Origin of the sequence: Paucibacter sp. XJ19-41 (assembly GCF_028462495.1) — a bacterium.
GTDB lineage: Bacteria > Pseudomonadota > Gammaproteobacteria > Burkholderiales > Burkholderiaceae_C > Roseateles_E.
This window is the reverse complement of the sequence record NZ_JAQOWX010000073.1, coordinates 1-26,132: the sequence shown is the minus strand read 5'-3', so window position 1 is coordinate 26,132 and position 26,132 is coordinate 1. Positions and strand designations below refer to the sequence as shown.

The following is a 26,132-nucleotide window of genomic DNA, read 5'->3' as shown; positions in this document are numbered from 1 at the left end:
CGGCCGGCTGCCAGCGGCCGGCGCGCCAGTGCAGCAGCGCGCCGTTGCGCTCGGGGCCGACGCCGTCGAGCTGGGCGGTCTCGAAAGCGCGGCAGAGCTTGGCGGCCACCAGCCGGGCGGCGCCGCTGTCGCTGCTGCCGAACCAGCGGTCCAGCCCGTCGGCGAACAGGGCGCCGAACTGGTAGACCCGGTCCAGGGTGCTGGGCTCGGTCAGGCGGGCCAGCGCATAGCTCTGCACCCGGCTCGTGCCCGGCGCGCCGCGGGTCAGGGCCGCAGCGCCGACCAGGTCAAAGGGCAGCAGCACCCGGCCGGGCCTGGCGGCCGAGCGCGTCGCGGCCGCGCCGCGCTCATCCAGGCCGGCCAGAAAGGCCTGCGGATCGGTGTGCAGCACCGAGCCGTCGGCCCACTCGACGCTCAGCACATCGGCGGCGGCGAAGTCCTCGGCCGAGAAATCGCTGGCGCCCTGCGCCGCGCTGCGGCTCGCGCGCGTGATGCTGGCCAGCTCACGCACATGCTCGCGGCTCCAGTAGTCGAACGGCGTCTGGTTGTCGCTGCGGGCAGGCGTATCGCTCATGGCGCGGCTCCTCGGGAAGCAGCCCGCCATACTGAGGCAAAGCCCCGGCGCTGACCAGGGCCGCGCGTCCCCTGAACTCAGGAAGCGTTGCGCGGGCCCTTCATTGGTTCAGCTCAGGCGAGGCTCTTGCGCAGCAACTCGGCCACCAGGCCGTTGATGCCCTCCGGATGGGCGGCGGCGCGCTCGCTCAAGGTCTTGGTCAGCTCGGCGGGCAGCTTGCAGGCAAAGGGCACGAGGCCGGCTGCGGCATCGAGGCGGCGGCGCTCTTTGCGGTCGGGCAGCTGGGCGGCGCCCTGGCCGAAACGTCCGGGCACGGCGGCGCCGCGCATCTGGCCGTCCAGCTTCATCGCCGCGTGGCGTTCGAGGTCGGTCTTCTTCATGCTCATGGTGAGGCCCGCTTACTGCTATGGATAGGAAACAGCCGCGATTGTCCGTCATGCCCGGAGGCGGCAGCCTGCCGCACAATCGCCCCACCCTCTGCTCTGCCCGGAACCCACCATGGACGTGCCCACGCTAGACAAGAACCCCAGCTCCAAGATCCACCTGATCGGCGGCGAGAAAGGCGGCGTCGGCAAGTCGCTGGTGGCGCGGGTACTGGCCCAGTATTTCATCGACCAGCAATTGCCCTTCATCGGCTTCGACACCGACCGCTCGCATGGCGCGCTCTTGCGCTTTTATGGCGACTACGCCTCGCCGGTGCTGGTCGACCGCTACGAGATGCTGGACCATATCGTCGAGCGCGCCGTCGAGCAGCCGGGCACGCGGGTGCTGGTAGACCTGGCGGCGCAGACGCATGAGCCGCTGGTCACCTGGATGGACGACTCCGGCGTGCTGGATATGGCCGATATCTCGGGCTTCTCGCTGAACTACTGGCATGTGATGGACGCCGGCCGCGACTCGGTGGACCTGCTGGCGCGGCTGCTGGACCGCTTCGGCCAGCGCCTGCGCTATGTGCTGGTGCGCAACCAGCTGCGCGGCCATGACTTCTCGCAGCTGGAAAAGTCGGGCCAGTTGGAGCGCGCGTTGGGCCTGGGCGCCACGGTGATCGATATCAAGCATCTGCAGGATGCCGTGGTGCAGAAGATCGACGCGCGCAACGCCAGCTTCTGGGCCGCCAAGAACGGCGGCGCCGACGGCCCCGGCCTGGGCCTGATGGAGCGCCAGCGCCTGAAGCTGTGGCTGCACCACGCCTATGCGGAGCTGGCCAAGGCACGGCCCTAGGCCTACCCTAGGTCTGCTGCAGCCTGCGGCCGGCGTCGCTGGACAGCGCATCGGCGCAGTGCTGCGGCCGCAGCAGGCCGCGACTGGCATCTTCCACCGCCTGCGCCCTGATCACCGGCGGGCCCGACTGCACGCCGCCGAAGATGGTGGCGAAGGCCACATCGGCCGCGTCTCGCCCGGTGCCAAAGCGCAGCAGCCCCATCGGGATGGCCGTGCCCGAGGGGTCGAAGATGTACCAGCGGTCGCCCAGATAGACCTCGACATAGGCATGGAAGTCCGGCGGGCCGAGCGCCGGATCGGCGCCGTAGTCGGTGCCGGTGGTGAAGCGGGCCGGGATATTGACCGCGCGGCACAGCGCGATCATCAGATGGGCGAAGTCGCGGCAGATGCCGACCCGCTCGATCAAGGTATCCACCGCCGAGGTGTTGGAGTTGGAAGTGTTGGACGCGAAGGTGACATGGCGCTGCACCCAGTCGCGGATCGCCAGCACACGGCTATAGCCCTGCCAGAGCCCACCGAACTCGTCATTGGCCAGTTTCAGCAGCCGGTCCGACTGGCAATAGCGGCTCGGATAGACATAACCCCTCACCTCGGGCGGCAGGCTGCGCACCGGCACCTCGGCGATGTGCTCAGGCGCGCTGCGATGGTGCACGATGTCGACGGTGGCCGCGTATGCGAGGCTCAGCGGCCCCGGCTCGGCGCGCAGGCGCAGATAGCGGTTGCCGGTCAGCGGGTCGGTGTGGATCTGCGACTCGATGGCCTGGCTCAGCCGCAAGTTCTCGGCGCTGATGCGCTGGTGGGCCGTGTGGGCGGCATGGATATTGAAAACAAAGTCGGCGCCCTGCGGGCCTATTGTGTAGTTCAGGTCGATTTGCAACTCGATGCGGATCATGGCGTGGCCACTCCTGGATACCCGGCCTTGCTGGCCAGCCCGGCGGCTGGAACGGGAAATGCTTGCTCGACGCCTGCAGCCTAGCGCGTTTTGCCGCTATGCCTCAAAAGGAGTTCCCATGCTGGATCGCACGGACACCTTGTTCTCGCACGTCAAACCCGCCGACACCGGCTATGTCAGCGGCGGCCTGCGCGATTTCTTCCTCTATCGCGACCTCGGCATCGCCGAGGCCACCCACGGCCGGGTGATCGCCCATCTGGTCAAGGCCAATATGGCCCCCGAAAAAGGCACGGGCTGGCACCGCCACGAGGCGGACTTCCAGATCGTCATCATGCTCAAGGGCTGGGCCCGCTTCATGTACGAGGACCGGGAAACCCTGGTGGAGGCCGGCGACTGCGTGCATCAGCGCCCAGGCATCCGCCACTATCTGTTCGACTACTCGCCGGACATGGAGTACCTGGAAATCGTCTCGCCGGCGGACTTCAAGTCCATCGACGTGGACCCAGTCTGCCCGATTCCGGACCCGACGCCCTGGAAGTGAGCATGCGGCCCCAGGGGGGTGCGTCGTCGATTCAGAACTCCGCATCCAGCTCGTCGATCTCGTCGGGTTCGACCCGCGCCGCCTTGACCCATTCCTGCATCGCCGGCAGCGCCATGATCAGCTGGCAGTAGGCGGCGCAGGCGGGGTCGAGCTTGACGTCGTAGCTGAGAAAGCGCGTCACGACCGGCGCGAACATCGCATCGGCGATGCAGGGCTTGGCGCCGAAGAGATAGGGGCCGCCGTAGCGCTGCAAGCATTCGTTCCAAATCATCACGACGCGGTCGATATCGCTTTGCGCGCGCGACCAGAGCTTGAAATTCGGGAAATAGGCCTTGATATTCATCGGCAGTGAAGACCGCAGCGCGCTGAAGCCCGAGTGCATCTCGCCGCAGATTGCGCGGCAGTGCGCGCGCGCCGCAATATCGGCCGGCAGCAGGCCGGCCTTGGGCTTGATCTCGTTGAGGTACTCGCCGATGGCCAGCGTGTCCCAGACCTTGACGCCCTCATGCTCCAGGGTCGGCACTCGCATCGACGCCGACAGCAGCAGCATCTCGGCCTTCATGTCCGGATCGTCGGGCGGGATCACGCGCTCGCTGAACTCCAGCTTGGCCATCAGCCAGCCGCGCAGAGCCCAGGCGCCGTAGTTCTTGCTGCTGATCGTCAACACCGCTTTGCTCATTGCCGTCCCCTGCCGCTGTGCATTAGGCGACGCAAGCCCTGTGCCAAGACGCGAGGCCTTGGCCCGCTACTTGCTCAAGCTCAAGCAGACTCCGAGAGGCGAGCACCATGCTGTATCAGGCGTATCAACTGCAGTCTGACCTGACGTCGCCGCTGCGCCTGATGGCGCAGCAGCTGGCGGCATCGCTGTGGTTGCAGAGAACCGAGAAATCGGCGCTGCGCAGCATCGCCGCCGCCAGCGACGTGATCTCGCGGATGCGCCTGACCCACACGCGCCCGCCTTATGCGATCGCCGATGTCGACGAGTTGCCCATCCTGAAGCTGCCCTTCGGCACCCTGCTGCATTTCCGCAAGACCGGTCCGGCGCCCGAGACCCGGCCGCGCGTGCTGCTGGTGGCGCCGCTGTCGGGCCACTTCGCCACGCTGCTGCGCGAGACCGCCCGCACCCTGCTGCAGGACCACGATGTCTTCATCACCGACTGGCACAACGCCCGCGATGTCGCGCTGCGCCACGGCGCCTTCAGCCTGGACGACTACATCGACTACATGATGCAGTTCATCGCCGCCATCGGCCCCGACACCCATGTGATCGCGGTCTGCCAGCCCTGCGTGGCCGCGCTGGCCGCCACCGCGCTGATGGCCGAGGACATGCATCCCGCCCAGCCGCGCAGCCTGACCCTGATGGCCGGGCCGGTGGACTGCCGTGCCAATCCCACCGAGGTCAACCGCCTGGCGATCAGCAAACCGATCGAGTGGTTCGCGCAGAACCTGCTCAGCCATGTGCCACTGCCGCACGCCGGCTTCGGCCGCCGCGTCTACCCCGGTTTTCTGCAGCTGACCGCTTTCATGAGCATGAACCCGGAGCGCCACAAGGCCTCGTTCCGCCAGATGTACGAGCATCTGCTGGAGGGCCGGCGCGAGGAGGCCAAGGTGATACAGGACTTCTACGAGGAGTATCTGGCCGTCAACGACCTGCCCGCCGAGTTCTACCTAGAGACCGTCGAGAAGGTGTTCCAGACCTACGACCTGGCCAGGGGCGAGCTGATGTACCGCGGCCGCCTGGTACGCCCGGCCGCGATCCGGCGCACCGCGCTGATGACGGTCGAAGGCGAGCGCGACGATATCTGCGCGGTCGGCCAGACCGTCGCCGCGCAGGACCTCTGCCCGAATGTGCGCCCCTATCTGAAGACCCACCACATCCAGACCGGCGTCGGCCATTACGGCGTGTTCAGCGGCCGCAAATGGATGCAGCAGATCTATCCCCGAGTGCGCGAGCACATCCACGCGAGCGCGGGCTGAAATACGAGGCGGGGGGCGCAGAGCGCATCGGGCGAGGGACTTCGCTCCTGTCCCCCGGACCGGGCTGCGCCCGATCCTCCTCCTTGACCTCGCTGCGCCCCTCACCCGACGCACTCTGCAACTGGCGTTGCGTTCTTCGCCGAGGAAGACCGGTGCCTGCAGATCGGGGCGGCGGGGTGTTCTGTGGCGCGAGGTCAAGGAGGTGGCCGAAGGCCGGGGGACAGGAGCGCAACAGAGCAGCACCCAGTCGGCCTGATCCCGGCCCGCAGATGGACAGTCACCAAGCCTCACGCTTATCCTGCGCATCCTGATCTGTTCACCGCTGCAAGCCGGGACGGCTGTGGTCGGTGCATCGTTTTCCTGGGGAGGAAGCCATGGCCATCGTTCGCTACCTCGTCGACGACGTCGACGCCGCGCTGCCCTTTTATGCCGCGCTCGGCTTCACCGAGACCGAGCGCTGGGGGCCGCCTTTCGTGATGCTGGCGCGCGAGCAACTGACGCTTTGGCTCAGTGGTCCGGGAACCTCGGCATCGCGCGCCCTGGCCGACGGTTCACAGCCCAGGCCGGGCGGCTGGAACCGTTTGGTGATCGAGGTTGAGGACCTGGCCGCCACGATGCAGGCCCTGCGCGCCACCGGCGCGCGCTTTCGCAGCGAGCCGATACAAGGGCCTGGCGGCCAGCAGGTACTGGCCGAAGACCCATCGGGGAACCCGGTCGAACTCTTTGAAGCGCGGGGCGACTTCTAGACAAATGGATACCCACACCGATACTGCCGCGCCGAAGCGACGTGTCCTGCTCATCGCGCTGACCTTCATCGGGCTGTTGCTGCTGTGCGTGGTCAACGCCTGGGTGTTCCAGCGGATCTTTGCGCGCAGCTATCTGGGCTGGTACACCAGCGCCGGTCCGATCATCGCGATTGCGACGGCCGCCTTCGGGGCAGCCTGGGGCGGGCTCGACAAGAATCCGGCCCTGGTCTCGGCCAATCCGCTGAGCTATCTCGGCGCCTGTCTGCAGGTCGCCGGCCTGCCGCTGGTGGCCAGTGGCGCGCATCTGCGCATTGCGAACCGGCGCAGCCCGATCGGGTTTGAAGTCCTGCCCTTGCTGATCCTGGCGCCGGCGCTGAGCCTGGCCATCATCGGCTGGCTGCTGCTGATCGTACCGGCACAGTACTTTCTCTTCCTTGTCGCCGGCGCCTTCTCGCGGGCGGCGCTGAGCTCCTCGGCCCAGGTGCGCGCGCGGCTGCGCTCGGGCCAGGTGGACATCAGCGAGGACAAGGGCGCCGACGCGGCCGGGCTGGGCGCCGACTGGTGGGATGCCAGCATGCGAAGCAAGCCGGTCACGCTGGCCAGCGCCTATGGCGCGGCGATCCTGTTTCTGCTGGGTCTGGTCTTGCCGGTCTGAGTTCAGACCAGCGGCCGCTGCGGCGGCCGGCCGTCGCCGTAGAGATCGGCGATGCGCGCCAGCGACTTCACATCGCGCAGATAGAGGCGGCCGCCCTTGATCTGGTGAAGGCCGCGGCGCTCGAGCCGGCGCAGCGTGCGGTTGGTGTGGACCAGGGACAGGCCCAGGCCGTCGGCCACATGCTGCTGGGTCAGCGGGAAGGGCACGCCGTCGGCGCCACCATCGCTCTGCAGCGCGGCGGCGCGCTTGAACAGCAGGATCAGCAGGCTGGCGATGCGCTCCTCGGCGCTGCGCCGACCGACCGACAGCAAGGTGTCGTCCACCATCGACTCCTCGTGCGCGGTCAGCCAGGTGATGTTGAAGCCCATCGACGGGCTGCGCCGGTGCAGCTCCCACAGCGAGTCGCGCTGGAACACACAGAACACCGCGTCGGTCAAGGTCACGACGCCATGGGCGGCGGCATCGCTCATCTTCTGCTGCACGCCGATGAAGTCGCCGGCGAGCAGGAAGTTCAGGATCTGGCGGCGGCCGTCGCTGAGCGTCTTGAAGCGGTAGGCCCAGCCGCTCAGCAGGGTGTAGAGCGGCGCGTCGGTCTGGCCCTCGTCGAGCAGGGTCTCGTCGGGGCCCAGACGCTGCTCGCGCCGCTTCAGCGACTGCACGAGTTCCAGCTCCTCGTCGTTATGGCTCAGGAACAGCGGCAGTGGCCGCAAGGGACATTGGCTGCAGGGCAGGTCGCTCATTCTTGCTGATCCCTCTCTTGGGGGTGTCCACGGCAGGGGCGGTGCAACACATCTTTTGACACAGGCCCGGCTTGCGCGTGACCCTACATTGCGTTGCGCTGGCCGGATTCTGCTGCATCGGCAGACCGTACATCCCAGCATCCACCATTCGCCACCCCGAGGGCCGCCCGATGATCCGACTTGTTCCCGCTTCCGCCCCGGCCCAGACCGGCGCGCAGCCAGCCACCGCCCAGCCGCCGCCGGCCGCGCTGGATGTCTCGATCGAGGATTGGGATGTGCTGTTCCGCGCGGTGCAGTCCCGTCTGACCCAGCTGGCCGGCCGGGCCGCCGATGCGCCGCCCGCCGAGTCCCTCGAGGACGCGATGCTGGACTGCATCCAGGCCCTGGATCAGCTGCGGCGGTCGATGGTGGAGGAGTTTGCCCAGGCCCGCAGCGGCAGTTCGGCGCGCACCGGCTGAGGCCGGCCGGGGCTGCTTGTCACGGCCCGGTCATTCCCTGCAGCGAGCATGGGCCCAGCCCGGCCGATCCGCAGCGACGATGACGACAACGCTTGACCTGATCTACCTCAACGCCGGCGGCGGCCACCGCGCCGCTGCCCAGGCCCTGGAGGCCGTGATCCGGCAGCAAGGCCGCGCCTGGCAGGTGCGCTGCGTCAATCTGGTCGATATGCTGGACCCGCAGCAGCGCTTCCAGCGCCTCACCGGCGTCGCCCCCGAGGACCTCTACAACCTGCGGCTGGCCCGAGGCTGGACCCTGGGCCTGGCGCAGGAGCTGTGGCTGCTGCAAGCGCTGATACGGCTGGGCCACGCGGCCATCGTCAAGCGCCTGCGCCGGCACTGGCAGGACGCACCGCCCGACCTGGTCGTCTCGCTGATGCCCAACTTCAACCGCGCGCTGGCCGAGGGCCTGGCCGAGGTGATGCCGGGCGCGCCCTTTGTCACCGTGCTGACCGATATGGCCGATCTGCCGCCGCATTTCTGGATCGAGCCCGGCGGCCGCGGCCATCTGGTCTGCGGCACGGCCAAGGCCGTGGCCCAGGCCCGCGCCGCCGGCTACCCGGAGGCGCAGATCCATCGCAGCTCGGGCATGCTGATACGGCCTGACTTCTACCGCCCGCTGGCGCTGGACCGCCGCGCCGAGCGGGCCCGCCTCGGGCTCGACCCGGACCGGCCCACCGGCGTGGTGCTGTTCGGCGGCCACGGCTCGATGGCGATGGCCGCGATCGAGCGCCAGCTCCCGGATGTGCAGCTGATCCTGCTGTGCGGCCACAACAAGGCCCTGGCCGCGCAGCTGCGCGGCCAGAGCGGCGCGGCCCCGCGCGCGGTGCTGGAATTCACCCCCGAGGTGCGGCGCTATCTGCAGCTGGCCGACTTCTTCATCGGCAAGCCCGGCCCTGGCTGCCTCAGCGAGGCGGCCCAGCAAGGCCTGCCCATCGTCACCTTCAGCAATGCCTGGACCCTGCCGCAGGAGCGCTACAACGCCGAGTGGGTGCAGGAGCAGGGCCTGGGCGTGGTCAGCCGCTCGGCACGCCAGATCCGGCCGGCGGTGCTGGAGCTGTTGGAGCGGCTCGACGAGTTCAAGGCCAATCTGCGCCTGATCGACAACCGCGCCGTGTTTGAGCTGCCCGAGATCCTGGCCGACGTTCTGCAAGGCCGCGCGCCCGCCTGGCAGACCGCACCGGCACCGCTGCTGGCGGTCTGAGGCAAGCGCCGATCACAGCACCGCGTAGCGGCCCGGCTTGTGGTTGACCGCGATGAAGAGATTCATCACGACGGCGGCCAGCACCGAATAGGCGACGCGCGAGGGCTCGACCACGGTCAGCGCCAGCAGCACGATGGCGCAGTCGATGCCCATCTGTACCTTGCCGGCCCGCCAGCCCCTGGCCTGCTGCAGATAGAGCGAGACGATGGTGGCCCCGCCCAGGCTGGCACGGTGCCGGGCCAGGAACAGACAGCCCGAGCCCAGCAGCAGTCCGCCCAGCACGGCCGCATAAGCCGGGTGCAGGCGCTCGATCGCGAACAGCTGGGGCGACCACTCGGTCAGCGCCGACAACAGGCTGATCGCGACAAAGGTCTTCAGCGTGAATTCCCGCCCCATGCGCACCCAGGCGAACCAGTAGAAGGGGATGTTGATCGCGAAGAACAGCTTGCCCAGGCCGATGCCGGTGGCGTAATGCAGCACAAAGGCTGCGCCGGCCGTGCCGCCGGTCAGCAGCCCGACCTGGGCGAACAGGATCAGCGCCAGCGAGACGAAGAGCACGCCGGTGAAGATGGCCTGCGCATCCTCGAACAGGGTGTGGGTGCGGATGCTGGGGTCGGGGTCAGGCACAACGGCAGAAGCCGTGGCGGCAGTCGTTTCGTCCATGACCGAGTCCTGCATGAACCATGCCCGCACAGCATCCCGGTCTGCGGACTGGGATGCTGTGCGTCAACCAGGCTCAGCCGCCAGCGTAGATCGGCTCACCACCAACAATGCGCACCGGCAAGCCCTGTACCGAAGCCGGCAGATGGTGCGGGATGCCAGCGTACGAGTAGTGCAGAACGACGCACGGCTTGCCCTGCCCATCCCGCTCAATCCAGGCGCCGTCAACCCCGTCAAGCTGCAGCAACTGGTCGGCCACGGTTTGGGGTAGCAAATCAGCAGCATTCGCTGGGCTGGCCTCGGGCCACACCGGCGCAGGATCACCCTGCAAAAAGTCCAGGGATTCGGGCAAGGTCGGGTTCATCGGGGACTCCTCGGCACCCGCTCTGCCATCGTCGGCCCATAGGGGTGCTACGCCTCAGACCGACAGGGTCAGAGCGCGTAAGCACCCATTATGCAAGCTCAGGTGACGAGATTGATGTCCAGCGCATTGAGCACATCGCCAATGCGGTTGGCGAAGGTGGTTCCGCCTCCACCTGCAAACAGCAACCCCACCGGCGCACGACGACTATCCCAGGTCCAGATCAGCGAGCCGGAGTCGCCGCCCTGGCTGAAGTCGCCCGCGCCGGCCCGCACGGCCATCTGGTTGACGAAGCGGGCGACCCGACCGCCGCCATAGTTGACGTTCACGGTCACGCCGATCGCGGTCACACGGCCCGAGGTCAGCTGTGTGGTGCGGCCGGTCTTGCCCACATTCAGTCCTGGCACGGCGGCCACCGGAACGCCGCCGACGCGGAAATAGCGGATCACGCCGCCACTGATGTACATCAACTCGGGTCGCACGCGATCAGGCCAAGCCCAGCCAGTCGCGCAGTCGACCAGATTGTTGCCGCCAGCGAAATTGATGGGCACAAAGCGTTCCAGCACCGCGATCTGATCGGCCGGCATGCGGCCGCCGTCGGCTGGACCGGCCTGCAAGATAGGGTCACCCAGTGACGCGACGTTGGAATTGGCCAAAACATGGTTGTTACTGAGCACCATCAGACGGCTGTTGCGCGGTGCACTGCGTCCGCGCGACAGGCAGCCGAGCGTGCCTGCAGTGATCCGCACATGACCAACGCTGATCCCCCCTGGCGCCGGACGCAGACGCATGCGATGCTGGAAGGCGTCGACGATGCCGGTCTGCACCATATGAATGGGGAAGTCGGACGAAGCTAGTGCCGATACGCCCACGGCGGAGGCCAGCTTGGCCTGCATGTCGGCGGGCGATTGCTTCTCTATCGTGTAGACCTCAAGCACCGGTTCGCCGGGAATGCCTCCGCTCTCACCACTGCCAAGACCGATGCCGACTCCCACGATATTGGCGTCCATCGCGGCCTGCGACACCGGCCCGTCAGTCTGTGCGGCCAGATGCCCCAGCAGCTTCTCGATCTCCGATTTGGCAGCCAGCAACTGGCTGTCGACACCGGTCAGATAGCTTTCGGCCTCAGCCTCTGCGGCGTCGGCCGCCAGCGCAAACTCACCTTCCGGAGACTCGAACTCACTAACGCTGCTACTGGTCTCACCCGTGTTGGGCTGCGGCAGCGGAGGGGATTCATATTCGTTGGGGGTGGAACGTTTCGTGGCCATGATGGATGTCCCTGAATTGAGGAAGAAGTCACTGAGGCCATGGCGCTGATCATCGCTCCGGGGCGCAGCACCGCCTCGCGTCGGTGGCAGCCGAGCATTTGACTCAGCGGCCAATAGCACTCTAGGCAGCCGGGGCCAAGCCCGCCTCACCAGGCTTGTGGAGGTCTCCGCAGAACTGGGGACGTCAGGGGCTTTACCTCAGCCGGCCCGCAGCCGCCGATGCACGCCGCGCGCATGCGGCACCCAGCCGTGGGTGGCCCAGCGCCGCCACATCAGCAGGCCGCGTATCCATTCGTCGGCCGCATAGGCGATCCAGAGGCCCACCAGGCCCAGCCCCATCACCTGGCCCAGCAGCCAGCTGCCGCCGGCCAGCACGATGAGCATCGAGCCGGCGCCCACCATCACTGGGTAGCGCGCATCGCCGGCCGCGCGCAGCGCATTGATGACGACCAGATTGAAGGTGCGGCCCGGCTCCAGGATCACGGTGAGCCACATCAGCGTGGTGCCGGCCGCGATGATGGCCGGGTCGGCGGTGAACAGGCGCAGCAGCCAGGGCGCGGCCAGCGCCGCCGCGGTGGCCACCGCGACGCTGACCACCAGGCCGCGCGCCAGCGCCCGTCGCACCAGGCGATGGGCCGCGTGCAGCTGGCCGGCACCTATCATGTGGCCGACCACGATCTCGGCCGCGAAGCCGGTGGCCAGGCCGAACAGCAGCACGAAGTACATCAGCTGTGAGGCATAGGAGTGGGTGGCCAGCGCCGTCGCGCCCAGCTGGCCGGCCACCGCGACGCTGACCATGAAGGCCAGCCGATAAGCGATGTTCTCGGCAGCGCCGGGCAGTCCGATATGCAGCACCGCCGCCAGCTCGCGGCGCGGCAGCCGCCACCAGTCGCCCCAGGCCGGATGGATGTCCAGCCGCGCGCGCCACAGCCACAGATGCAGGCCCAGCGCCAGCGCACGGCTCAGGACCAGGGCCAGCGCAAAGCCCGGCAGGCCCAGCCAGCCCATCAGCGGGATCGCCAGCGCCAGCTGCACCAGCTGCATGGTCACCAGCACGGCCAGCGTGTCGCGGGTGCGCAGATGGGCGCGCATCACACTGGCCATCGACGCATTCCAGGCGTCGAGCAGCAGGGCCGGGGCCAGCGCCATCAGGAAAGGCAGGGCCAGCGGCAAGACCTCGGCCGGCGCATTCATCAGGCGCAGCAGCGGGCCGGCGCCGACCAGGGCCGCGCCGCCGGCGACGCCGCCGATCCAGCTGCTGGCGCCCAGGGCCGCACGCGACAGGGCCTGGGCCTGGTCGCGCCGCCCGCCGCCCAGGCTTTGCGTGACCACCACGCTGACACCGGCACCGATGATGCGAAACAGGATGAAGAGCGTGGCCGAGACATGGTTGGCCAGCGCGAAGGCGGCACCGGCGGCGTCCGACACGCGCGCGGCCAGCAGGGTCCCGACCATGCCCACCGCAATGCCCAGCAGCAATTCGATGAACAGCGGCCAGGCGAGCGAGAACAGGCGGGGGCGGGCAAGCGGGGCGGCGGGAGTGGACATCGGCGGCGAGAGCGGGAGCCCGGCATGCTAGCCGCTGCCGCCGGTTACCGGTGGGTTTCAGCGCCAGCGATAGGCCAGCCCCAGCGCGGCCGTGACGCCACGTTCCCGCTCGGTCAGCGGGCTGGCGGCGGCGTCGGCCAGCAGCCGCGACATGCCCAGGCTGGCGAAGGCCACCCAGTGCGGCCCCAGCACGGTGGTCAGCCCCAGGCCGGCATGCAGATCGGTGGCGCCGGCGCCGGGGCGGTACAGCGCCAGCCCGCTGGACTCGGCGGCCTGCGCGCTGATGCCGTAATAGCTGCGCAGATGGCGGCGGTCAGCGACATTCAGGCCGGCGCCGGCGCTGCATTCGCTGCGCTCGCCCAGCCGGGCCCGGTAGCCCAGGCCCAGCCCCAGCGTCGCGCCGCCACCGCGCCCCATCAGGTCCTGCGACAGGCCGACCGACAGCGACCACTGCGGGTTCAGCGCATAGCCCGCATACAGCCGGCCGCGCAGCGTTCGCCGGACATCGGGCAGGCCGGCCAGGCGCGGCGAATCGCCGCTGCTGCGGCCGCCATCGACCCGCAGCGCCAGCCCCAGCTTGATACGCTCGCCGCTGATCAGATCCGCGCTGGCGCCAGAGCCACCGGCTTCGCCGCCAAAGCCCAGCAGGCCGCCGGCCCGCGAGGTGCTGATGCGAAAACGCCCATGCTGATAGGCCCACAAAGGCCGCAGCCTGGCCTCGCTGTGCCTCGCCCCCGAGTACTCGGGCGCGCTGAGCAGCGAGGCGCCGAGCAGAAAGCGCGGCGGCGGGGCCGGCGCCGTCTCGGCCAGCCCGGCCCCGTGCAGCAGCAGCAGCAGGGCCAGCAGGAGCGGGGCGCTGGACATTTCGGGGCCTACTTGGCGCTGGCCTTCCACTGCTGCGCCGCCTTCAGCATCGCGTCCACATGGCCGTCGGGGCTGAGGCTTGAGAACACCGCACCGATGCGGCCCTCGGGCGTGATCAGGTAGGAAATGCGGTCAGCCGTGCCGGGCAGCAGGCGCAGCGCAGCGTCATAGTCCTTCATCACCTTGCCGCCGGCATCGGCCGCCACCGCGAACTTGCTGCGGCAGGCCTCGACCGAGAACTTCTTCAAGGTCTCGATATCGTCGGTGGAGATGCCGATCACGGTGGCGCCCAGCGCCTTGAAGCGATCACTGGCCTCGGCAAACTGATGCGCCTCTATCGTGCAGCCGCCGGTGAAGGCCTTGGGATAGAAGTACAGCACCACCGGCCCCTTCTTCAACTCGGCCGCCAGGCTGAAGCGAAAGGGCTGGCCGCCGATGGCGGCCTCGGCCGTGAAGTCGGGCGCCGGCGCACCGGGCTTGAGTGCCGCCTGGGCGGCGGGCAGGCCCGCCAGCAGGGCGGCGCAGAGGAGCAGGCGGCGGATCATCATGGAGGGCCTTTGCAGCGATGAGATCAATGCCCTGATGATCGCCGAAATCGGCGCCGGCGCTAGAGTCGTGGCCATGAGCACGCCCCTCCTGCTGAGACAGCAGCCGCTGACCGCCGCCGCCTTCGCCCCCTTCGGCGAGGTGATTGCCACCGACGCGGCCGCCCGGCACTTCCCCATCAACGGCGGCACCACCGAGCGCTATCACGACCTCGCGCAGCTGCAAGCCGGTCCCGAGGGCCGGCTGATCGTCAGCATCTTCCGCGGCCAGCCGCGCACCCTGCCTCTGACGCTGGTCTTGATGGAGCGCCACCCGCTGGGCTCGCAGGCCTTTGTGCCGCTGTCCGGCCGGCCCTATCTGATCGTCGTGGCAAGACCTGGCACCGCGCCACGGGCTGAGGACCTGCACTGCTTTGCGGCCCGGGCCGATCAAGGCATCAACTATGCGCCGGGCGTCTGGCACCACCCCTTGCTGGCGCTGCAGGCGACTAGCGACTTTCTGGTGATCGACCGGGCCGGGCCGGGCAGCAATTGCGACGAGGTCGGGCTGACGCCGGGTGCCGTCATTGCGCCCTGATGACGCCGGCAAGCAAACCCTCCTCGACCCAGCGCCGCAGCAGGCCGCCGGCCTCGCTGGCGATGTCGGTCTCGGGAAAGCGTTCGCTCAAGTCCTCGCACAGCATGGCGAAGCTCCGGCCTTGGGCCAGGGCATCCAGCGCGGCGGCCTCCAGCGAGCCAAGGCTGCGGAAGTGCGGGCTGCTGCCGCGCCGCCAGATCAGCACATCCAGCGCTTGCGCCAGCGGCTCGGCCGCTGGCGGCGCCTCGTCCTGATCCAGCGCTTGCCAGATCGCCAGCGTGTTGTGGGAGAGGCGCAGGCGGCGGTAGCTGGGCGGCAGGCCGAAGCCGACCGTGGCCCAGGCCTCGGCCGGCAGCGCCGCCAGGTCGGCGGGGGTCAGGGCTTGCGCGTCGGCGGCATCGAAGGCCTCGCGCAAGGCCCAGTCGAGTGCGGCCAGCTCGGCGATGTCGAGGTCCTGCGGGTGACGCTCGGCCAGCCAGGCCGGGAAGGCGGCGCCGAACCAGCGCAGGCTGGGATGGCCCGACGGGTGGGCGATCAGGTAGGCGCGCGCCTCGCGCTCGAAGGCCTCATCGCCCAGATAGGCGGCGGTATGGCCATAGCTGTCCAGCAGGGTCTCGACCAGACGGGCGCGGTAGGCCTGGTGGTAGATCGCCAGCCGACGCTCGATGCCGATGCCGCCGGGCCTGACCGCGGCGGCGAACTGCTGCGGCTGGTCAAGCAGCAGAGCCTGAAACTCGGCCTGCAGGGTTTCGAGCATCATGCCGCGAACTCCTCGACAGCCGCTTCCGATGCGATGGCACGCGCGGTGCCGAGCTCGGCCAGCAGCTCCGGCAGCGGCGGGATGCGGTCATCGCGCTCAATCATCGTGGCCACCGGCCCGAAGCGGCGCAGTGCCGCCCGGTACAGCGCCCAGACCGGCGAGGCGACCGGGTGGTCATGGGTGTCGACCAGGTGGTCGCCGTAGTCGCTATGGCCGGCCAGATGGAATTGCTGCACGCGATCGCGCGGCAGTGCGTCCAGATAGTCCAGCGCATCGAAGCCATGGTTGACCGCGCTGACATGGATATTGTTCAGATCGACCAGCAAAAGGCAGTCGGCACGCCGGCACAGCTCGGCCAGGAACTGGGCTTCGCTCATCGCCGAGTCCTGGTACTCGATATAGCTGGAGACGTTCTCCAGCACCAGACGCCGGCCCAGCACCTCCTGCACCCGGGCCACATTGCGGGCCACCACGGCCAGCGCCTCCTCGGTATAGGGCAGGGGCAGCAGATCATGCATCTGGCGGCCGTGCACCCCGGTCCAGCACAGATGGTCGGAGACCCACAGCGGCTGCACCCGCTCGGTCAGCGCGCGCAGCTGGCGCAGATAGCCGGGGTCAAGGCCGGCCACCGCACCGATGGACAACGACACGCCGTGCATGGCCATCGGATACCGCGCGCGGATCGCCTCCAGCATCTGCATCGGCTTGCCGCCGGGCACCATATAGTTCTCCGAGATGATCTCCAGCCAGTCGACCGGCTGGGGCTCGGCGAGAAAAGCGCTGTAGTGGGCGCTGCGCAGGCCCAGGCCGAAGCCTGGGCCGGGCCGCGTGATGGAGGACATCGGCGGCCTTTCGCTTACTTCTTGGCCACGAGATCGGCGATCACGCCGCCCTTGTCCAGGCAGGCCTTGGCCTCCATGCCCTTGAAGCCATGGCCCTTGCAGCCGTTCTGGCCCTTGCAGGCGTTCTCGCTGGTCTTGCAGTCGGAATTGCCCTTGCACTCATGCACGCCGTAGCAGTGCACCTTGTCGCTGGCGGCCACGGCCAGGCCAGTGCTGCCGGCGGGCGCCGGGGCAGCGAACGCGTTCATCGCAAACAGTGCGGCGGCGGCGGCGAGGGCGGCGCCCTGGGTTTTGACGGTCGACATGGTGGTTTCTCCTGTGGGGATATGAAGGTTCGGAGCGGTGTCCGGCCGGCGCGTTGGGCGCGTCGTGCCACCGTGTGTCGGGCCGGGAGCGGTCGGCCTTACATCGCCTGACGCAATTTTTCGATGAGCTGGCGTTATGGTCTGCGGCCGGGCTTTCATTGGCAGGGGCCGGTACCCGGCCTTAGAGTGCGCTGATGCTGAAAACCGAAATGCCCAACCCGGTCCATGCCGACCTGGACCTCTACGAGCTGCCCCAGCTGATCAGCGCCTTCGTCGAGGATCAGCTCGAGGCGGTCAACGCGGTGCGTGCGGCCGGCCCGCAACTGGCTGCCGCCGTGGCGGCCGCGCTGCCCCGCATCCAGGCCGGCGGGCGGCTGATCTATGCCGGCGCCGGCACCTCGGGGCGGCTGGGCGTGCTGGACAGCGTCGAGCTGGGTCCCACCTTCTCGTGGCCACGCGAACGCGCGCTGGCCCTGATCGCCGGCGGCGAGTCGGCGATGTTTGTCGCGGTCGAGGGCGCCGAGGACGACGAGGCCCAGGGCGAGCGCGATCTGCAGGGCCTGACCCTGGGCCCGAACGATGTGCTGCTGGCGCTGGCCGCCTCGGGCGGCACGCCCTATGTGCTGGGCGCTCTGCGGGCCGCGCGCGCGGCCGGCGCGCTGAGCCTGGGCTTTGCCAACAACGCGGGTGCGCCGGTGCTGGCGGCGGCGGAGATCGCCATCCTGCTCGACACCGGGCCCGAGGTGATCTCCGGGTCAACCCGGCTGAAGGCCGGCAGCGCGCAGAAGATGGCGCTCAACACCTTCTCCAGCGCGCTGATGGTCAGGCTGAACAAGGTCTACGGCAATCTGATGGTGGATCTGCGCGCCAGCAATATCAAGCTGCTCAAGCGCGCGGTGGCGCTGACGATGCAGGCCAGCGGGGTCGACGAGAAGGCAGCCCGGGCGGTGCTGGAACAGTGCGATTTCCATGTCAAGGTGGCGGTGGTGGCGCTGCGCCGCGGCTGCAGCGTCGACGAGGCCCGCGCGGCACTGGCGCGCCACCAGGACAGCGTGCGCCAGGCCCTGGCGGGCTGAGCTCGGCATTGAGTCGAGAATGGCGACGCCTCCAGCTCCCCACGCCCCCGCCCCGCGCATGAACAGCCACCCGCAAGACCCGACCCTTCGCAGCCCCTGGACCTGGATCCCGACGCTGTACTTCGGCCAAGGCCTGCCCTATGTCGTCGTGATGACCCTGTCGGTCATCATGTACAAGAACCTCGAGGTCTCCAACACCGAGATCGCGCTCTACACCAGCTGGCTCTACCTGCCCTGGGTGATCAAGCCGCTGTGGTCGCCGCTGATCGAGCTGTTCGGCACCAAGCGGGTGTGGATCATCGCGCTGCAGTTCGCGGTGGGCGCCTCGCTGGCCCTGGTGGCCTTGACGATACCGGCCGAGCGCTTCTTCCAGCTGACCCTGGCGATGTTCTGGCTGATGGCCTTCTCCTCGGCCTCGCACGACATTGCCGCCGACGGCTTCTACATGCTGGCGCTCAAGCAACACCAGCAGGCCGCCTTCGTCGGCGTGCGCTCGACCTTCTACCGCATCGCCAATATCGGCGGCCAGGGCGGCCTGGTCTATCTGGCCGGCGAGCTGCAGGAGCGCACCGGCAGCATGCAGACCGCCTGGAGTCTGGTGTTCGGCGTGCTGTGCGGCCTGTTCCTGCTGATGGGGGCCTATCACGCGCTGATGCTGCCGCGCCCGGCCAGCGACCAGCGTGCCGCGCCCCAGCATGACTGGGTCGGCGAGTTCTTCCGCGTCTTTGCCGAGTTCTTCCGCAAGCCCGGCATCTGGGTCATCCTGGCCTTTTTGCTGTTCTACCGCTTCCCCGAGGCCCAGCTGCTGAAGCTGGCCACGCCCTTTCTGCTCGACAAGCCCGAGCTCGGCGGCCTGGGCCTGAGCAACAAGGAGGTCGGCATCGCCTACGGCACGGTCGGCCTGACGGCGCTGACCCTGGGCGGCCTGGCCGGTGGCTGGGTGATCTCGAAGATCGGACTGAAGCGCGCGCTGTGGCCGCTGATCCTGAGCATGCATGTGCCCAATATTGCCTTCCTGGCGCTGGCGCTGGCGCAGCCGGGCAATCTCTGGCTGATCAGCACGGCCCTGGCGGTCGAGCAGTTCGGCTACGGCCTGGGCTTCACCGCCTACCTGATGTACATGATCCTGGTGGCCGACGGCCCGCATAAAACGGCTCATTACGCGATCTGCACCGGCTTCATGGCCCTGGGCATGATGCTGCCGGGCATGTGGAGCGGCTGGCTGCAGGACCAGATCGGCTATCTGTACTTCTTCATCTGGGTGCTGGTCGCGACGATTCCCTCGTTCGCGGTCGCGGCGCTGGTCAGGATCCCGGCCGATTTCGGCCGCAAGCAGGCCTCGTGATGCGCCGCCGCAGTCTGCTCGCCAGCACCGCCGCGCTGGCCGCCTGTTCCTCGAATCCGCTCTTGCCAGCCGGGCCGCGACTGCGCGCCGCGCCCGAGCTGCTGGCACAGGCGCCGGCCGCGCCACGCGAGTTCCGCGCCGCCTGGGTCGCCACCGTGGCCAATATCGACTGGCCCAGCAAGCCGGGCCTGAGCGCCGCCCAGCAGCAAGCCGAGATGCACGCGATGCTGGACCGCGCTGCCGCGCTGAAGCTCAATGCCGTGATCCTGCAGATCCGCACCAGCGCCGATGCGCTGTACGAGTCGGCGCTGGAGCCCTGGAGCGAATACCTGACGGGTGTACAAGGCCGGTCCCCGGGTTACGACCCGCTGGCGCTGTGGATTGACCAGGCCCACCAGCGCGGCCTGGAGCTGCATGCCTGGTTCAACCCCTTCCGCGCGCGCCAGAGCGGCGCGAAGTCGGCCCACGCGGCCAGCCACCTGAGTCAGACCCAGCCGCAGTGGGTCAAGCGCTACGGCGAGCAGCTCTGGATCGACCCGGGCGAGCCGGCCGCCGCCGAGCACACGCTGGCGGTGTTCCGGGATGTGTTGCAGCGCTACGAGGTCGACGGCATCCATATCGACGACTATTTCTATCCCTATCCCATCAGCAACGACGGGCAGGAACTGGACTTCCCGGACGAGCCGTCCTGGCAGCGCTATCTCCAGAGCGGCGGCGGCCTGGCCCGGCATGACTGGCGGCGCAAGAACGTCGACGACCTGATAGCGCGCCTGCACGGCATGATCCGCGCGACCAAGCCCTGGGTGCGTTTCGGCATCAGCCCCTTCGGTCTTGGCAAGCCGGCGCTGCGCCCCGAGGGCATTGCCGGCTTCAGCCAGTACGACAAGCTCTATGCCGATGTCGAGCGCTGGCTGGAGCGCGGCTGGCTGGACTATCTGGTGCCCCAGCTCTATTGGCCGATGGCGCAGAAGGCGCAGGCTTTCGTACCACTGCTGGACTACTGGCATGGCCAGAACCCGCACAAGCGCCATGTCTGGCCCGGCCTGTTCACCAGCAAGATCACCGACAAGGCCGACAGCTGGCCGGTGGCCGAGATCCTCGGCCAGATCGAGCAGGTGCGCACACGCTATCCCGGCAGCGGCCATGCCCACTTCAGCATGATCGCGCTGCAGCAGAACCGCCGCGGCCTGGCCGACGCGCTGGCCGCCGGCCCCTATGCACAGGAGGCGCTGCCGCCGGCCTGCCCCTGGCTGGAGGCCGATGCGCCGAGCGCGCCGCTGCTCAGCCTCGTGGGGCTGGACGAGCAGACGCTGCGCCTGGCGGTCCAGCCCGGGCCGGCCAAGCCGGTGCTCCGCCACGCGCTGTGGCTGCGCTACCGGGATCAGGGCTGGCGCTTGCGCGTCGTCAGTGGCAGCGAGCTGAGCCTGCCGCGCGCAGGCCTGCAGGGCCTGGTGATCTCCGCCATAGACCGGGTCGGCAACGAGAGCCCGCGGCTGGCGCTGGCGCTGGACTGAGCGCCCTCAGGCTCTCAGGCGAAGGTATCGACCAGCCCGCCTATCGTGCCGCCCCGCGCGGTATGGAACCACAGCAGCGGCCCCAACTCGACGCTGATGCGCAGCTGCTCGTCGGCATACAGCGTCGTGTTGCCCCGGCTGTAGGCCGGTGTGCTGGAACTCTTGATCGGCTGCGGCGCGCCCCCCAGCGGCTGATAGTCATGCGCCAGCGCGTCCTTGGCCTGCTGGCGATGTTGCTGCAAGGGGTCGACGGCGAAGGCCGAGGTCTGGATCGGGTAACGGTAGATATCGCCGGCGCGGAGCAAAAAAACACCTCAACAGTCCTGTCGCTGCTGTCACAGGGCGACGCATGGACAGAGGACGTAAATCAACGGGCGCCGAAGTGTGCCAGCGTCTCGCGCCGCAGCGCCTCCAGCCGGCCGGCCGCGATCAGCGTGTCCAGCGCCTGCTGCAGCGCCGCCACCAGGGCCGGCTCGCTGTTCTTGCTGATCAGCAGCCACAGCGGCGCGCTGAGCGCCTGGATCTGCAGCACCGGCTCGAAATCATCCGCCCGCAGGCCCGCCTCATGGGCGCGGTAGGCAAAGCTGACATCGGGGTGGGCGAAGAAGTCGATGCGCTGCAGCTGGGCCTTGCGCAGGTTCAGCGCATTTGTGCGCACCGGATCGATCACGCTGTTGTCCGGCGGCTGGCCCACCCCCTGGGCGCGCAGCCATTCCTGGAAGTTGGACTGGTCCTGCACGCCGAAGCGCAGGCCGCGCCCCTTCAGCTCGGCCAGCGAGCGCAGCGGCGGCGCGCCCGCCGTGCGCAACCGGTACAGCCAGAGCTGGTAGGGCGCGATCTCGCGCAGCCAGCGATAGGCCTCCGCGCGCTCGGGCGTGCGTGCGACGCTGAGCACCAGCACATTCGGCTCGGTCTGGGCCTGGGCCAGGGCCCGCTTCAGCGGCAGAAACTGCAGGGGCTGGGCGCTCAGGGCGTGGCTGCGGGCGGCCCGCTGCACCACCTCCTGCACAAAGGCATGGACATAGCCGGCCGGTGCGCCGCCCGGCAGCTCATACTGCAGCGGCGGAAAACTGTCGGCCAGCAGCTTCAGCACGGTCGGCTCGGCGGCCGCGGACAGGCCGGGCAGGATCACGCACACCAGACACAGCACACGGCAGGCGCGACGCAACAGCATTCTGGAGTCCCTCCCCTTGAGCGCTTGAACCGCAGCCCCCGGGACTTCGGGCAACGGACCGCCGCGATGATAGTGGCTGCGGCGCGCTCAGCCGGCCTTGCGCAAGGTCAGATTGATGCGTTGTTCTCCCCACAAGGGATGGCTGCCCGGTTTCAGCGCCGCGACCCCGTGATAGCGCAGCCGCGCCGGCCCGCCCCAGACCACCACATCGCCATCGCGCAGCGCCAGTCGAAGGCAGGGATCGGAGCGCCGCAGGCCACCGAACAGGAACAGCGCCGGCAGGCCCAGCGAAATCGAGACGATGGGCTGGCCCAGATCGCGCTCGTCCTTGTCCTGGTGCAGCGACAGCGCGGTGCCAGGCTCATAGCGGTTGACCAGGCAGGCGTCGGGCACGAAGCCGGCAAAGCCGGCCGCCGCCGCTGCCTCGCCGGCCAGTCGGGCCAGCCGCGCATCCAGCGCCGGCCAGGGCCGGCCGCTGTCGGGGTCCAGCGCGGCATAGCGGTAGCCGCGCTCGTCGCTGACCCAGCCCAGCGGCCCGCAATTGCTCATCGCCACCGCCATGCGCCGGCCGCCGGGCGTCAGCCAGCGGCGCGGCGGCGCAGCCGCATACACCTGCTCGACCACCGCCCGCAGCTCGGCGGCCTGCGCCAGCGCAAAGCCGGGCAGCAGACAGGCGCCGAGGGCCAGGTCTTGCCGCTCGCCGGGCTCGGGTGCGAACAGCTCGGCGTTCATGTCGCGTCGTGGAAGATCAGGCCCAGGGTATGGCGCCGGCCGGCGCGCAGACGGCTGACGCCGTGCCGCATCGCGACCCGGTAGACCCCGCGCGTGCCGCTGACTGGCCGCTGGTTGACGGCGAACAGCACCGCATCGCCGCACCGCTGCAGCGGCACCACTTCGGGGCGCGACTGCAGGCGCGGGCGCTGCTCGGTCAGCACGAACTCGCCGCCCTCGAAATCTTCGCCCGGCTGCGACAGCAGCACCGCGATCTGCAGCGGGAAGACTTGCTCGCCATACAGATCCTGGTGCAGGCAGTTGTAGTCGCCCTCGCGATAGCGCAGCAGCAGCGGTGTCGGCCGGCACTGACCGGCCGCATGGCAGCGCGCGATGAACTCGGCATGGGTCGTCGGGAACCGGGTCTCCAGCCCGAGGGCCTGCTGCCAGCGGTTCGCGATAGTCGCCAGCCTCGGATAGACCGTGGCGCGCAGCGCGGCCACCGGCTCCGGCAGCGGATAGGCGAAATATTGGTACTCGCCCTGTCCATAGCCATGGCGCTGCATCACGACCTTGCTGCGGAACAGCTCGGGCCGCTCATACAGCGCGATCAGCTCGGCGCAGCGCTCGGCGCTGAGGAAGCTCGGCAGCAGCGCATTGCCGCGCTCGTCCAGCGCCTGCTCGGCGGCGGCCCAGTCGATCGCCGGCCTCATGGCTTGGCCTCGCGGGCCAGCAGCTCACGCTTGCGCTCGACGCCCCAGCGATAGCCGCCCGGGCTGCCGTCCTGGCGCAGCACGCGGTGGCAGGGGATCGCCACGGCCAGGGTGTTGGCCGCGCAGGCCGAGGCCACCGCACGCACCGCACGCGGCGCCCCGATAAGCGCAGCAATCTCGCTGTAGCTGGCGGTGCGGCCCGGCGGGATCTCGCGCAGCGCCTGCCAGACACGCTGCTGGAAGGCCGTGCCGCGCACGTCCAGCGGCAGGTCCAGCCCCACACCCGGCGCCTCGACAAAGCCGACCACCCGCGCCACCAGTTGCTCGAAGCCGGCATCGCCGCCGATCAGTCGGGCCTTGGGAAAGCGGTCCTGCAGCTCGCGCAGCAAGGCCTCGGCATCGTCGCCCAGGCTGATCGCGCACAGGCCGCGCTCGCTCTGCGCCACCAGGATCGCGCCCAGCGCACACTGGCCCAGCGCAAAGCGGATCTCGGCCGCCGCACCGCCGTCGCGGTAGCGCCGCGGCGCCATGCCCAGCAGCGCGTCGGCCTGGGCATAGAAGCGGCTGCTGGCGCCATAGCCGGCGCCGTAGAGCGCGTCGGTCACGCTGCCATACTCCTGCAGCAGCTCGCGCAAGCGCCTGGCCTTGTGGGCATCGGCATAGGCCTTGGGCGTCAGGCCCGTCTGGGCCTTGAACAGGCGGTGCAAGTGGTGCGGGCTCAAGGCCACGCGCTCGGCCAGGACGTCGAGGCTGGGCGGGTTCGGCGCCTGCTCGATGAAGCGGCACAACTCGGCCACCAGCGCGGCCTGGCGCTGGGCCAGCGGCGGCTGATCGGGCTTGCAGCGCCGGCAGGGCCGAAAGCCGGCGGCCTCGGCCTCGGCCGCCGTGGCATGAAAGGCGATGTTCTCGGGCCGCGCCGGCCGCGCCGCGCAGGAGGGCTTGCAATAGACGCCGGTGGTTCGGACGGAATAGAAGAACTGCCCGTCCGCCGCAGCATCGCGCGCGCGCAGCGCGGTCCAGCGCGGGTCGTCCAGCGCGGCCAGGGCCCGGGTTTCGGTCTTGCTGCTCATATTCATCATCGATCTCCGTTGCATGATGACCGAAATCTAGGCGGGCTCGCCCGCGCCGGCATCCCGCTGCTTGCTTTTGAATTCGATACAGTCAGCCCATGCAAGCCGCCCCCATCCCCGCCAACGACGCCGAACGCCTGCAGGCGCTGCGCGAGCTGCTGATCCTGGACACGCCGCCGGAGCAGCGCTTCGACCGCATCGCGCAGTTTGCGCGCGAGGAGTTCGAGGTCGCCACCGTGCTGATCAGCCTGGTCGACGAGAACCGCCAGTGGTTCAAGGCCAAGACCGGCCTGGAGGCCAGCGAAACCCCGCGCAGCACCTCCTTCTGCGGCCACGCCATCCTGCAGCCCGACATCCTGATGATCGAGGACGCGCTGCTCGACCCGCGCTTCGTCGACAACCCGCTGGTGACCGGCCCGCCGCATGTGCGCTTTTATGCCGGCGCGCCGCTGGAGCTGCAGCCCGGCCTGCGGGTCGGGACCCTTTGCCTGCTGGATCCGCAGCCGCGCCGGCTCGACCGCACCGAGCTGGCCATCCTGGGCTCGCTGCGCGACCTGGTGCTGACCGAGTTGCGCGGCCACGGCATGGACGAGGGCTGAGCATGCCGGCACGCCGCAAGACCCTGCTGCTGGTCGATCCCCATTCGCTGTTCCGCCGCACCGTGGCCCTGGTGGCCCGCGAGCTCGATGTCGCCGATGTGCACGAGGCCAGCAGCCACGAGGCAGCACAGCGCCTGCTCGAATCGCAGGCTTTCGACGCGTTGCTGATGGACATCGGCGATGGCCTGGGCGCGCTGAGCCTGCTGCAAAGCCTGCGCGACGGCGCGCTGCGCAGCGCGGCCGACCTGCCGGTGGCGCTGACGGCCGAGAGCGTCGACGCCAGCCTGCTGGCGCTGTTCAAGCCGCTGCAGGTGCAGCGCATCATGCTCAAGCCCTTCAAGGTCAAGACCGCGCTGGAGGTGGTGGGCGCGCTGACCGGGGCGCCGGCACATTGATTCAAGTTATGCCCGCTGCGCGCATTGACATTGGCGAGCCGGCGGCCGCGCCCCTAAGCTGAGCCGCCCACACCCCGTCCGACGCATGCCTGTTGTTCCGCTAGACACTCCCCGCGATGCCCGGCTCGGCCTGGGTCTGGACGCCGGCGGCACCCAGACCCGCTGGGCGCTATCCGATGGCGCCGGGCGCTGCCTGGCCGAGGGCCATGTGGCCGGCCTCAGCGGCCTGCAGCTGGCCAGCGTCGAGGGCCGGGTGGCGCTGGCGCAGACCGCCCACCAGCTGGCCTTCGCGACCCTGGCCCACGGCCGGCCCAGCGGCCTGTACGCCGGCATCACCGGCCTGGGCGAGGCCGACGGCCCGGCCGCCGCCCAGCTGAAAGACATCCTGTCACAGGCCCTGGGGCTGAAGCCGGCCGCGATGGTCTGCGGCAGCGATATGGACATCGCCTACCGCAGCGCCTTCGAGCCCGGCCAGGGCTATCTGCTTTATGCCGGCACCGGCGCGATCGCTGCCTTCATCGACGCGCAGGGCCGCATGCAGCGGGCCGGCGGCCGCGGCGCGCTGCTGGGCGACGAGGGCAGCGGCTTCTGGATCGCCCGCGAGGCGCTGGCCGGGGTCTGGCGGCGCGAGGACGAGGCGCCCGGCAGTTGGCAGGACTCGGCGCTGGCGCGCGCGCTGTTCGAGGCCATAGGCGGCAGCGACTGGGCCCTGACCCGCCAGTTCATCTACGGCGGCGAGCGCGGCACGATAGGCCGGC

The 26,132-nt window shown here is 69.2% G+C and carries 33 protein-coding genes; 14 read left to right on the top strand and 19 right to left on the bottom strand.

Going from position 1 to position 26,132, the window contains the following annotated elements; translation table 11 throughout:
• Together PO768_RS18335 and PO768_RS18330 are read right to left on the bottom strand one after the other, a co-directional pair.
• On the bottom strand, nt 1–574 hold a 574-nt coding region (locus PO768_RS18335; protein WP_272647202.1), incomplete at its 3' end, for a hypothetical protein.
• 113 nt (nt 575–687) lie between these two features.
• A complete protein-coding gene (locus tag PO768_RS18330) occupies nt 688–960 on the bottom strand; it encodes a hypothetical protein (RefSeq protein ID WP_272647201.1) in 273 nt (90 codons plus the stop codon).
• Between the two features lie 112 nt (nt 961–1,072).
• Between PO768_RS18330 and PO768_RS18325 the strand changes: the two genes are divergently transcribed.
• The gene (locus PO768_RS18325) at nt 1,073–1,795 is read left to right on the top strand and encodes a mobilization protein (protein ID WP_272647200.1); all 723 of its coding nucleotides are present in this window, start codon (nt 1,073–1,075) and stop codon (nt 1,793–1,795) included.
• Nucleotides 1,796–1,802: 7 nt separating this feature from the next.
• Here PO768_RS18325 and PO768_RS18320 read toward each other — a convergent pair whose 3' ends face one another.
• A complete protein-coding gene (locus PO768_RS18320; protein WP_272647199.1) occupies nt 1,803–2,687 on the bottom strand; it encodes a transglutaminase-like domain-containing protein in 885 nt (294 codons plus the stop codon).
• Between the two features lie 118 nt (nt 2,688–2,805).
• Between PO768_RS18320 and PO768_RS18315 the strand changes: the two genes are divergently transcribed.
• A complete protein-coding gene (locus PO768_RS18315) occupies nt 2,806–3,228 on the top strand; it encodes a cupin domain-containing protein (protein ID WP_137943818.1) in 423 nt (140 codons plus the stop codon).
• Between the two features lie 31 nt (nt 3,229–3,259).
• Here PO768_RS18315 and PO768_RS18310 read toward each other — a convergent pair whose 3' ends face one another.
• Nucleotides 3,260–3,907 carry a glutathione S-transferase gene (locus PO768_RS18310; protein WP_272647198.1) on the bottom strand — a complete coding sequence of 216 codons (648 nt, stop codon included), beginning with the start codon at nt 3,905–3,907 and terminating at the stop codon, nt 3,260–3,262.
• A 107-nt stretch (nt 3,908–4,014) separates the two neighbouring features.
• Here PO768_RS18310 and PO768_RS18305 point away from each other — a divergent pair, with 107 nt between their 5' ends.
• The 3 genes from PO768_RS18305 (at nt 4,015) to PO768_RS18295 (ending at nt 6,606) form a co-directional block, all read left to right on the top strand.
• The gene (locus PO768_RS18305; protein WP_272647197.1) at nt 4,015–5,205 is read left to right on the top strand and encodes a polyhydroxyalkanoate depolymerase; all 1,191 of its coding nucleotides are present in this window, start codon (nt 4,015–4,017) and stop codon (nt 5,203–5,205) included.
• A 374-nt stretch (nt 5,206–5,579) separates the two neighbouring features.
• Nucleotides 5,580–5,951, top strand: a complete 372-nt coding sequence (locus PO768_RS18300) for a VOC family protein (protein WP_272647196.1) — start codon at nt 5,580–5,582, stop codon at nt 5,949–5,951.
• A gap of 4 nt (nt 5,952–5,955) precedes the next feature.
• Nucleotides 5,956–6,606: a hypothetical protein gene (locus tag PO768_RS18295; RefSeq protein WP_272647195.1), complete on the top strand. Its 651-nt coding sequence runs from the start codon at nt 5,956–5,958 to the stop codon at nt 6,604–6,606.
• 2 nt (nt 6,607–6,608) lie between these two features.
• On the opposite strand, the gene PO768_RS18290 is transcribed toward PO768_RS18295, so the two are convergent.
• The gene (locus PO768_RS18290) at nt 6,609–7,346 is read right to left on the bottom strand and encodes a Crp/Fnr family transcriptional regulator (RefSeq protein ID WP_272647194.1); all 738 of its coding nucleotides are present in this window, start codon (nt 7,344–7,346) and stop codon (nt 6,609–6,611) included.
• 170 nt (nt 7,347–7,516) lie between these two features.
• On the opposite strand from PO768_RS18290, the gene PO768_RS18285 reads away from it, so the two are divergent.
• Both PO768_RS18285 and PO768_RS18280 read left to right on the top strand, forming a co-directional pair.
• Nucleotides 7,517–7,804 (top strand): hypothetical protein, encoded by a 288-nt coding sequence (locus PO768_RS18285; RefSeq protein WP_272647193.1) that lies wholly within the window; start codon nt 7,517–7,519, stop codon nt 7,802–7,804.
• A 79-nt stretch (nt 7,805–7,883) separates the two neighbouring features.
• On the top strand, nt 7,884–9,047 hold the full coding sequence (locus PO768_RS18280) for a glycosyltransferase (RefSeq protein WP_272647192.1): 1,164 nt from the start codon (nt 7,884–7,886) through the stop codon (nt 9,045–9,047).
• Between the two features lie 12 nt (nt 9,048–9,059).
• On the opposite strand, the gene PO768_RS18275 is transcribed toward PO768_RS18280, so the two are convergent.
• From PO768_RS18275 to PO768_RS18250, 6 genes are all read right to left on the bottom strand, one after another.
• Nucleotides 9,060–9,710 carry a YitT family protein gene (locus tag PO768_RS18275; protein WP_272647191.1) on the bottom strand — a complete coding sequence of 217 codons (651 nt, stop codon included), beginning with the start codon at nt 9,708–9,710 and terminating at the stop codon, nt 9,060–9,062.
• A gap of 73 nt (nt 9,711–9,783) precedes the next feature.
• Nucleotides 9,784–10,071, bottom strand: a complete 288-nt coding sequence (locus PO768_RS18270) for a hypothetical protein (RefSeq protein WP_272647190.1) — start codon at nt 10,069–10,071, stop codon at nt 9,784–9,786.
• A gap of 98 nt (nt 10,072–10,169) precedes the next feature.
• Entirely contained in the window at nt 10,170–11,336 is a 1,167-nt protein-coding gene (locus PO768_RS18265; RefSeq protein WP_272647189.1) for a hypothetical protein, read from the bottom strand.
• Between the two features lie 198 nt (nt 11,337–11,534).
• Complete coding sequence (locus PO768_RS18260) at nt 11,535–12,884, bottom strand: MATE family efflux transporter (RefSeq protein ID WP_272647188.1); 1,350 nt, start codon at nt 12,882–12,884, stop codon at nt 11,535–11,537.
• A 57-nt stretch (nt 12,885–12,941) separates the two neighbouring features.
• The gene (locus PO768_RS18255; RefSeq protein ID WP_272647187.1) at nt 12,942–13,748 is read right to left on the bottom strand and encodes a MipA/OmpV family protein; all 807 of its coding nucleotides are present in this window, start codon (nt 13,746–13,748) and stop codon (nt 12,942–12,944) included.
• Nucleotides 13,749–13,756: 8 nt separating this feature from the next.
• On the bottom strand, nt 13,757–14,293 hold the full coding sequence (locus PO768_RS18250) for a peroxiredoxin (protein WP_272647203.1): 537 nt from the start codon (nt 14,291–14,293) through the stop codon (nt 13,757–13,759).
• Nucleotides 14,294–14,369: 76 nt separating this feature from the next.
• On the opposite strand from PO768_RS18250, the gene PO768_RS18245 reads away from it, so the two are divergent.
• Nucleotides 14,370–14,870 (top strand): ureidoglycolate lyase, encoded by a 501-nt coding sequence (locus tag PO768_RS18245; protein WP_272647186.1) that lies wholly within the window; start codon nt 14,370–14,372, stop codon nt 14,868–14,870.
• Here PO768_RS18245 and PO768_RS18240 read toward each other — a convergent pair.
• The 3 genes from PO768_RS18240 to bufA2 are packed head-to-tail and all read right to left on the bottom strand — an operon-like array spanning nt 14,857 to nt 16,777.
• A complete protein-coding gene (locus PO768_RS18240) occupies nt 14,857–15,630 on the bottom strand; it encodes an HvfC/BufC N-terminal domain-containing protein (protein ID WP_272647185.1) in 774 nt (257 codons plus the stop codon). The two genes, PO768_RS18245 and PO768_RS18240, sit on opposite strands and share 14 nt — an antisense overlap.
• Nucleotides 15,627–16,472, bottom strand: a complete 846-nt coding sequence (bufB, locus tag PO768_RS18235; protein WP_272647184.1) for an MNIO family bufferin maturase — start codon at nt 16,470–16,472, stop codon at nt 15,627–15,629. Before bufB ends, PO768_RS18240 begins: the two co-directional genes overlap by 4 nt.
• Before the next feature lie 14 nt (nt 16,473–16,486).
• Nucleotides 16,487–16,777 (bottom strand): BufA2 family periplasmic bufferin-type metallophore, encoded by a 291-nt coding sequence (gene bufA2 / locus PO768_RS18230; protein WP_272647183.1) that lies wholly within the window; start codon nt 16,775–16,777, stop codon nt 16,487–16,489.
• A 194-nt stretch (nt 16,778–16,971) separates the two neighbouring features.
• On the opposite strand from bufA2, the gene PO768_RS18225 reads away from it, so the two are divergent.
• Genes PO768_RS18225 through PO768_RS18215 form a run of 3 tightly spaced genes read left to right on the top strand, consistent with a single transcriptional unit; the run spans nt 16,972 to nt 20,712 of the window.
• Nucleotides 16,972–17,853 carry an N-acetylmuramic acid 6-phosphate etherase gene (locus tag PO768_RS18225; protein WP_272647182.1) on the top strand — a complete coding sequence of 294 codons (882 nt, stop codon included), beginning with the start codon at nt 16,972–16,974 and terminating at the stop codon, nt 17,851–17,853.
• Nucleotides 17,854–17,911: 58 nt separating this feature from the next.
• Nucleotides 17,912–19,198, top strand: a complete 1,287-nt coding sequence (locus tag PO768_RS18220; RefSeq protein WP_272647181.1) for an AmpG family muropeptide MFS transporter — start codon at nt 17,912–17,914, stop codon at nt 19,196–19,198.
• The gene (locus tag PO768_RS18215) at nt 19,198–20,712 is read left to right on the top strand and encodes a glycoside hydrolase family 10 protein (RefSeq protein ID WP_272647180.1); all 1,515 of its coding nucleotides are present in this window, start codon (nt 19,198–19,200) and stop codon (nt 20,710–20,712) included. The genes PO768_RS18220 and PO768_RS18215 overlap by 1 nt, the downstream gene beginning before the upstream one ends.
• Nucleotides 20,713–20,726: 14 nt before the next feature.
• Here the strand turns inward: PO768_RS18215 and PO768_RS18210 are convergent, their stop codons facing one another.
• The 5 genes from PO768_RS18210 to ada all read right to left on the bottom strand — a co-directional run bounded on the left by PO768_RS18210 (nt 20,727) and on the right by ada (nt 24,386).
• Nucleotides 20,727–21,017, bottom strand: a complete 291-nt coding sequence (locus tag PO768_RS18210) for a hypothetical protein (RefSeq protein ID WP_272647179.1) — start codon at nt 21,015–21,017, stop codon at nt 20,727–20,729.
• Between the two features lie 62 nt (nt 21,018–21,079).
• Nucleotides 21,080–21,886: a substrate-binding periplasmic protein gene (locus PO768_RS18205; protein ID WP_272647178.1), complete on the bottom strand. Its 807-nt coding sequence runs from the start codon at nt 21,884–21,886 to the stop codon at nt 21,080–21,082.
• 87 nt (nt 21,887–21,973) lie between these two features.
• Nucleotides 21,974–22,618 (bottom strand): DNA oxidative demethylase AlkB, encoded by a 645-nt coding sequence (gene alkB / locus PO768_RS18200; RefSeq protein ID WP_272647177.1) that lies wholly within the window; start codon nt 22,616–22,618, stop codon nt 21,974–21,976.
• Nucleotides 22,615–23,310 (bottom strand): 2OG-Fe(II) oxygenase, encoded by a 696-nt coding sequence (locus tag PO768_RS18195; RefSeq protein ID WP_272647176.1) that lies wholly within the window; start codon nt 23,308–23,310, stop codon nt 22,615–22,617. The genes alkB and PO768_RS18195 overlap by 4 nt, the downstream gene beginning before the upstream one ends.
• On the bottom strand, nt 23,307–24,386 hold the full coding sequence (ada, locus tag PO768_RS18190; RefSeq protein WP_272647175.1) for a bifunctional DNA-binding transcriptional regulator/O6-methylguanine-DNA methyltransferase Ada: 1,080 nt from the start codon (nt 24,384–24,386) through the stop codon (nt 23,307–23,309). Before ada ends, PO768_RS18195 begins: the two co-directional genes overlap by 4 nt.
• Before the next feature lie 92 nt (nt 24,387–24,478).
• Between ada and PO768_RS18185 the strand changes: the two genes are divergently transcribed.
• The 3 genes from PO768_RS18185 to PO768_RS18175 all read left to right on the top strand — a co-directional run.
• Nucleotides 24,479–24,979 carry a GAF domain-containing protein gene (locus PO768_RS18185; RefSeq protein ID WP_272647174.1) on the top strand — a complete coding sequence of 167 codons (501 nt, stop codon included), beginning with the start codon at nt 24,479–24,481 and terminating at the stop codon, nt 24,977–24,979.
• Nucleotides 24,980–24,981: 2 nt separating this feature from the next.
• On the top strand, nt 24,982–25,374 hold the full coding sequence (locus PO768_RS18180) for a hypothetical protein (RefSeq protein ID WP_272647173.1): 393 nt from the start codon (nt 24,982–24,984) through the stop codon (nt 25,372–25,374).
• An 85-nt stretch (nt 25,375–25,459) separates the two neighbouring features.
• Nucleotides 25,460–26,132: N-acetylglucosamine kinase (locus PO768_RS18175; protein WP_272647172.1), on the top strand; the 673-nt coding region annotated here is incomplete at its 3' end.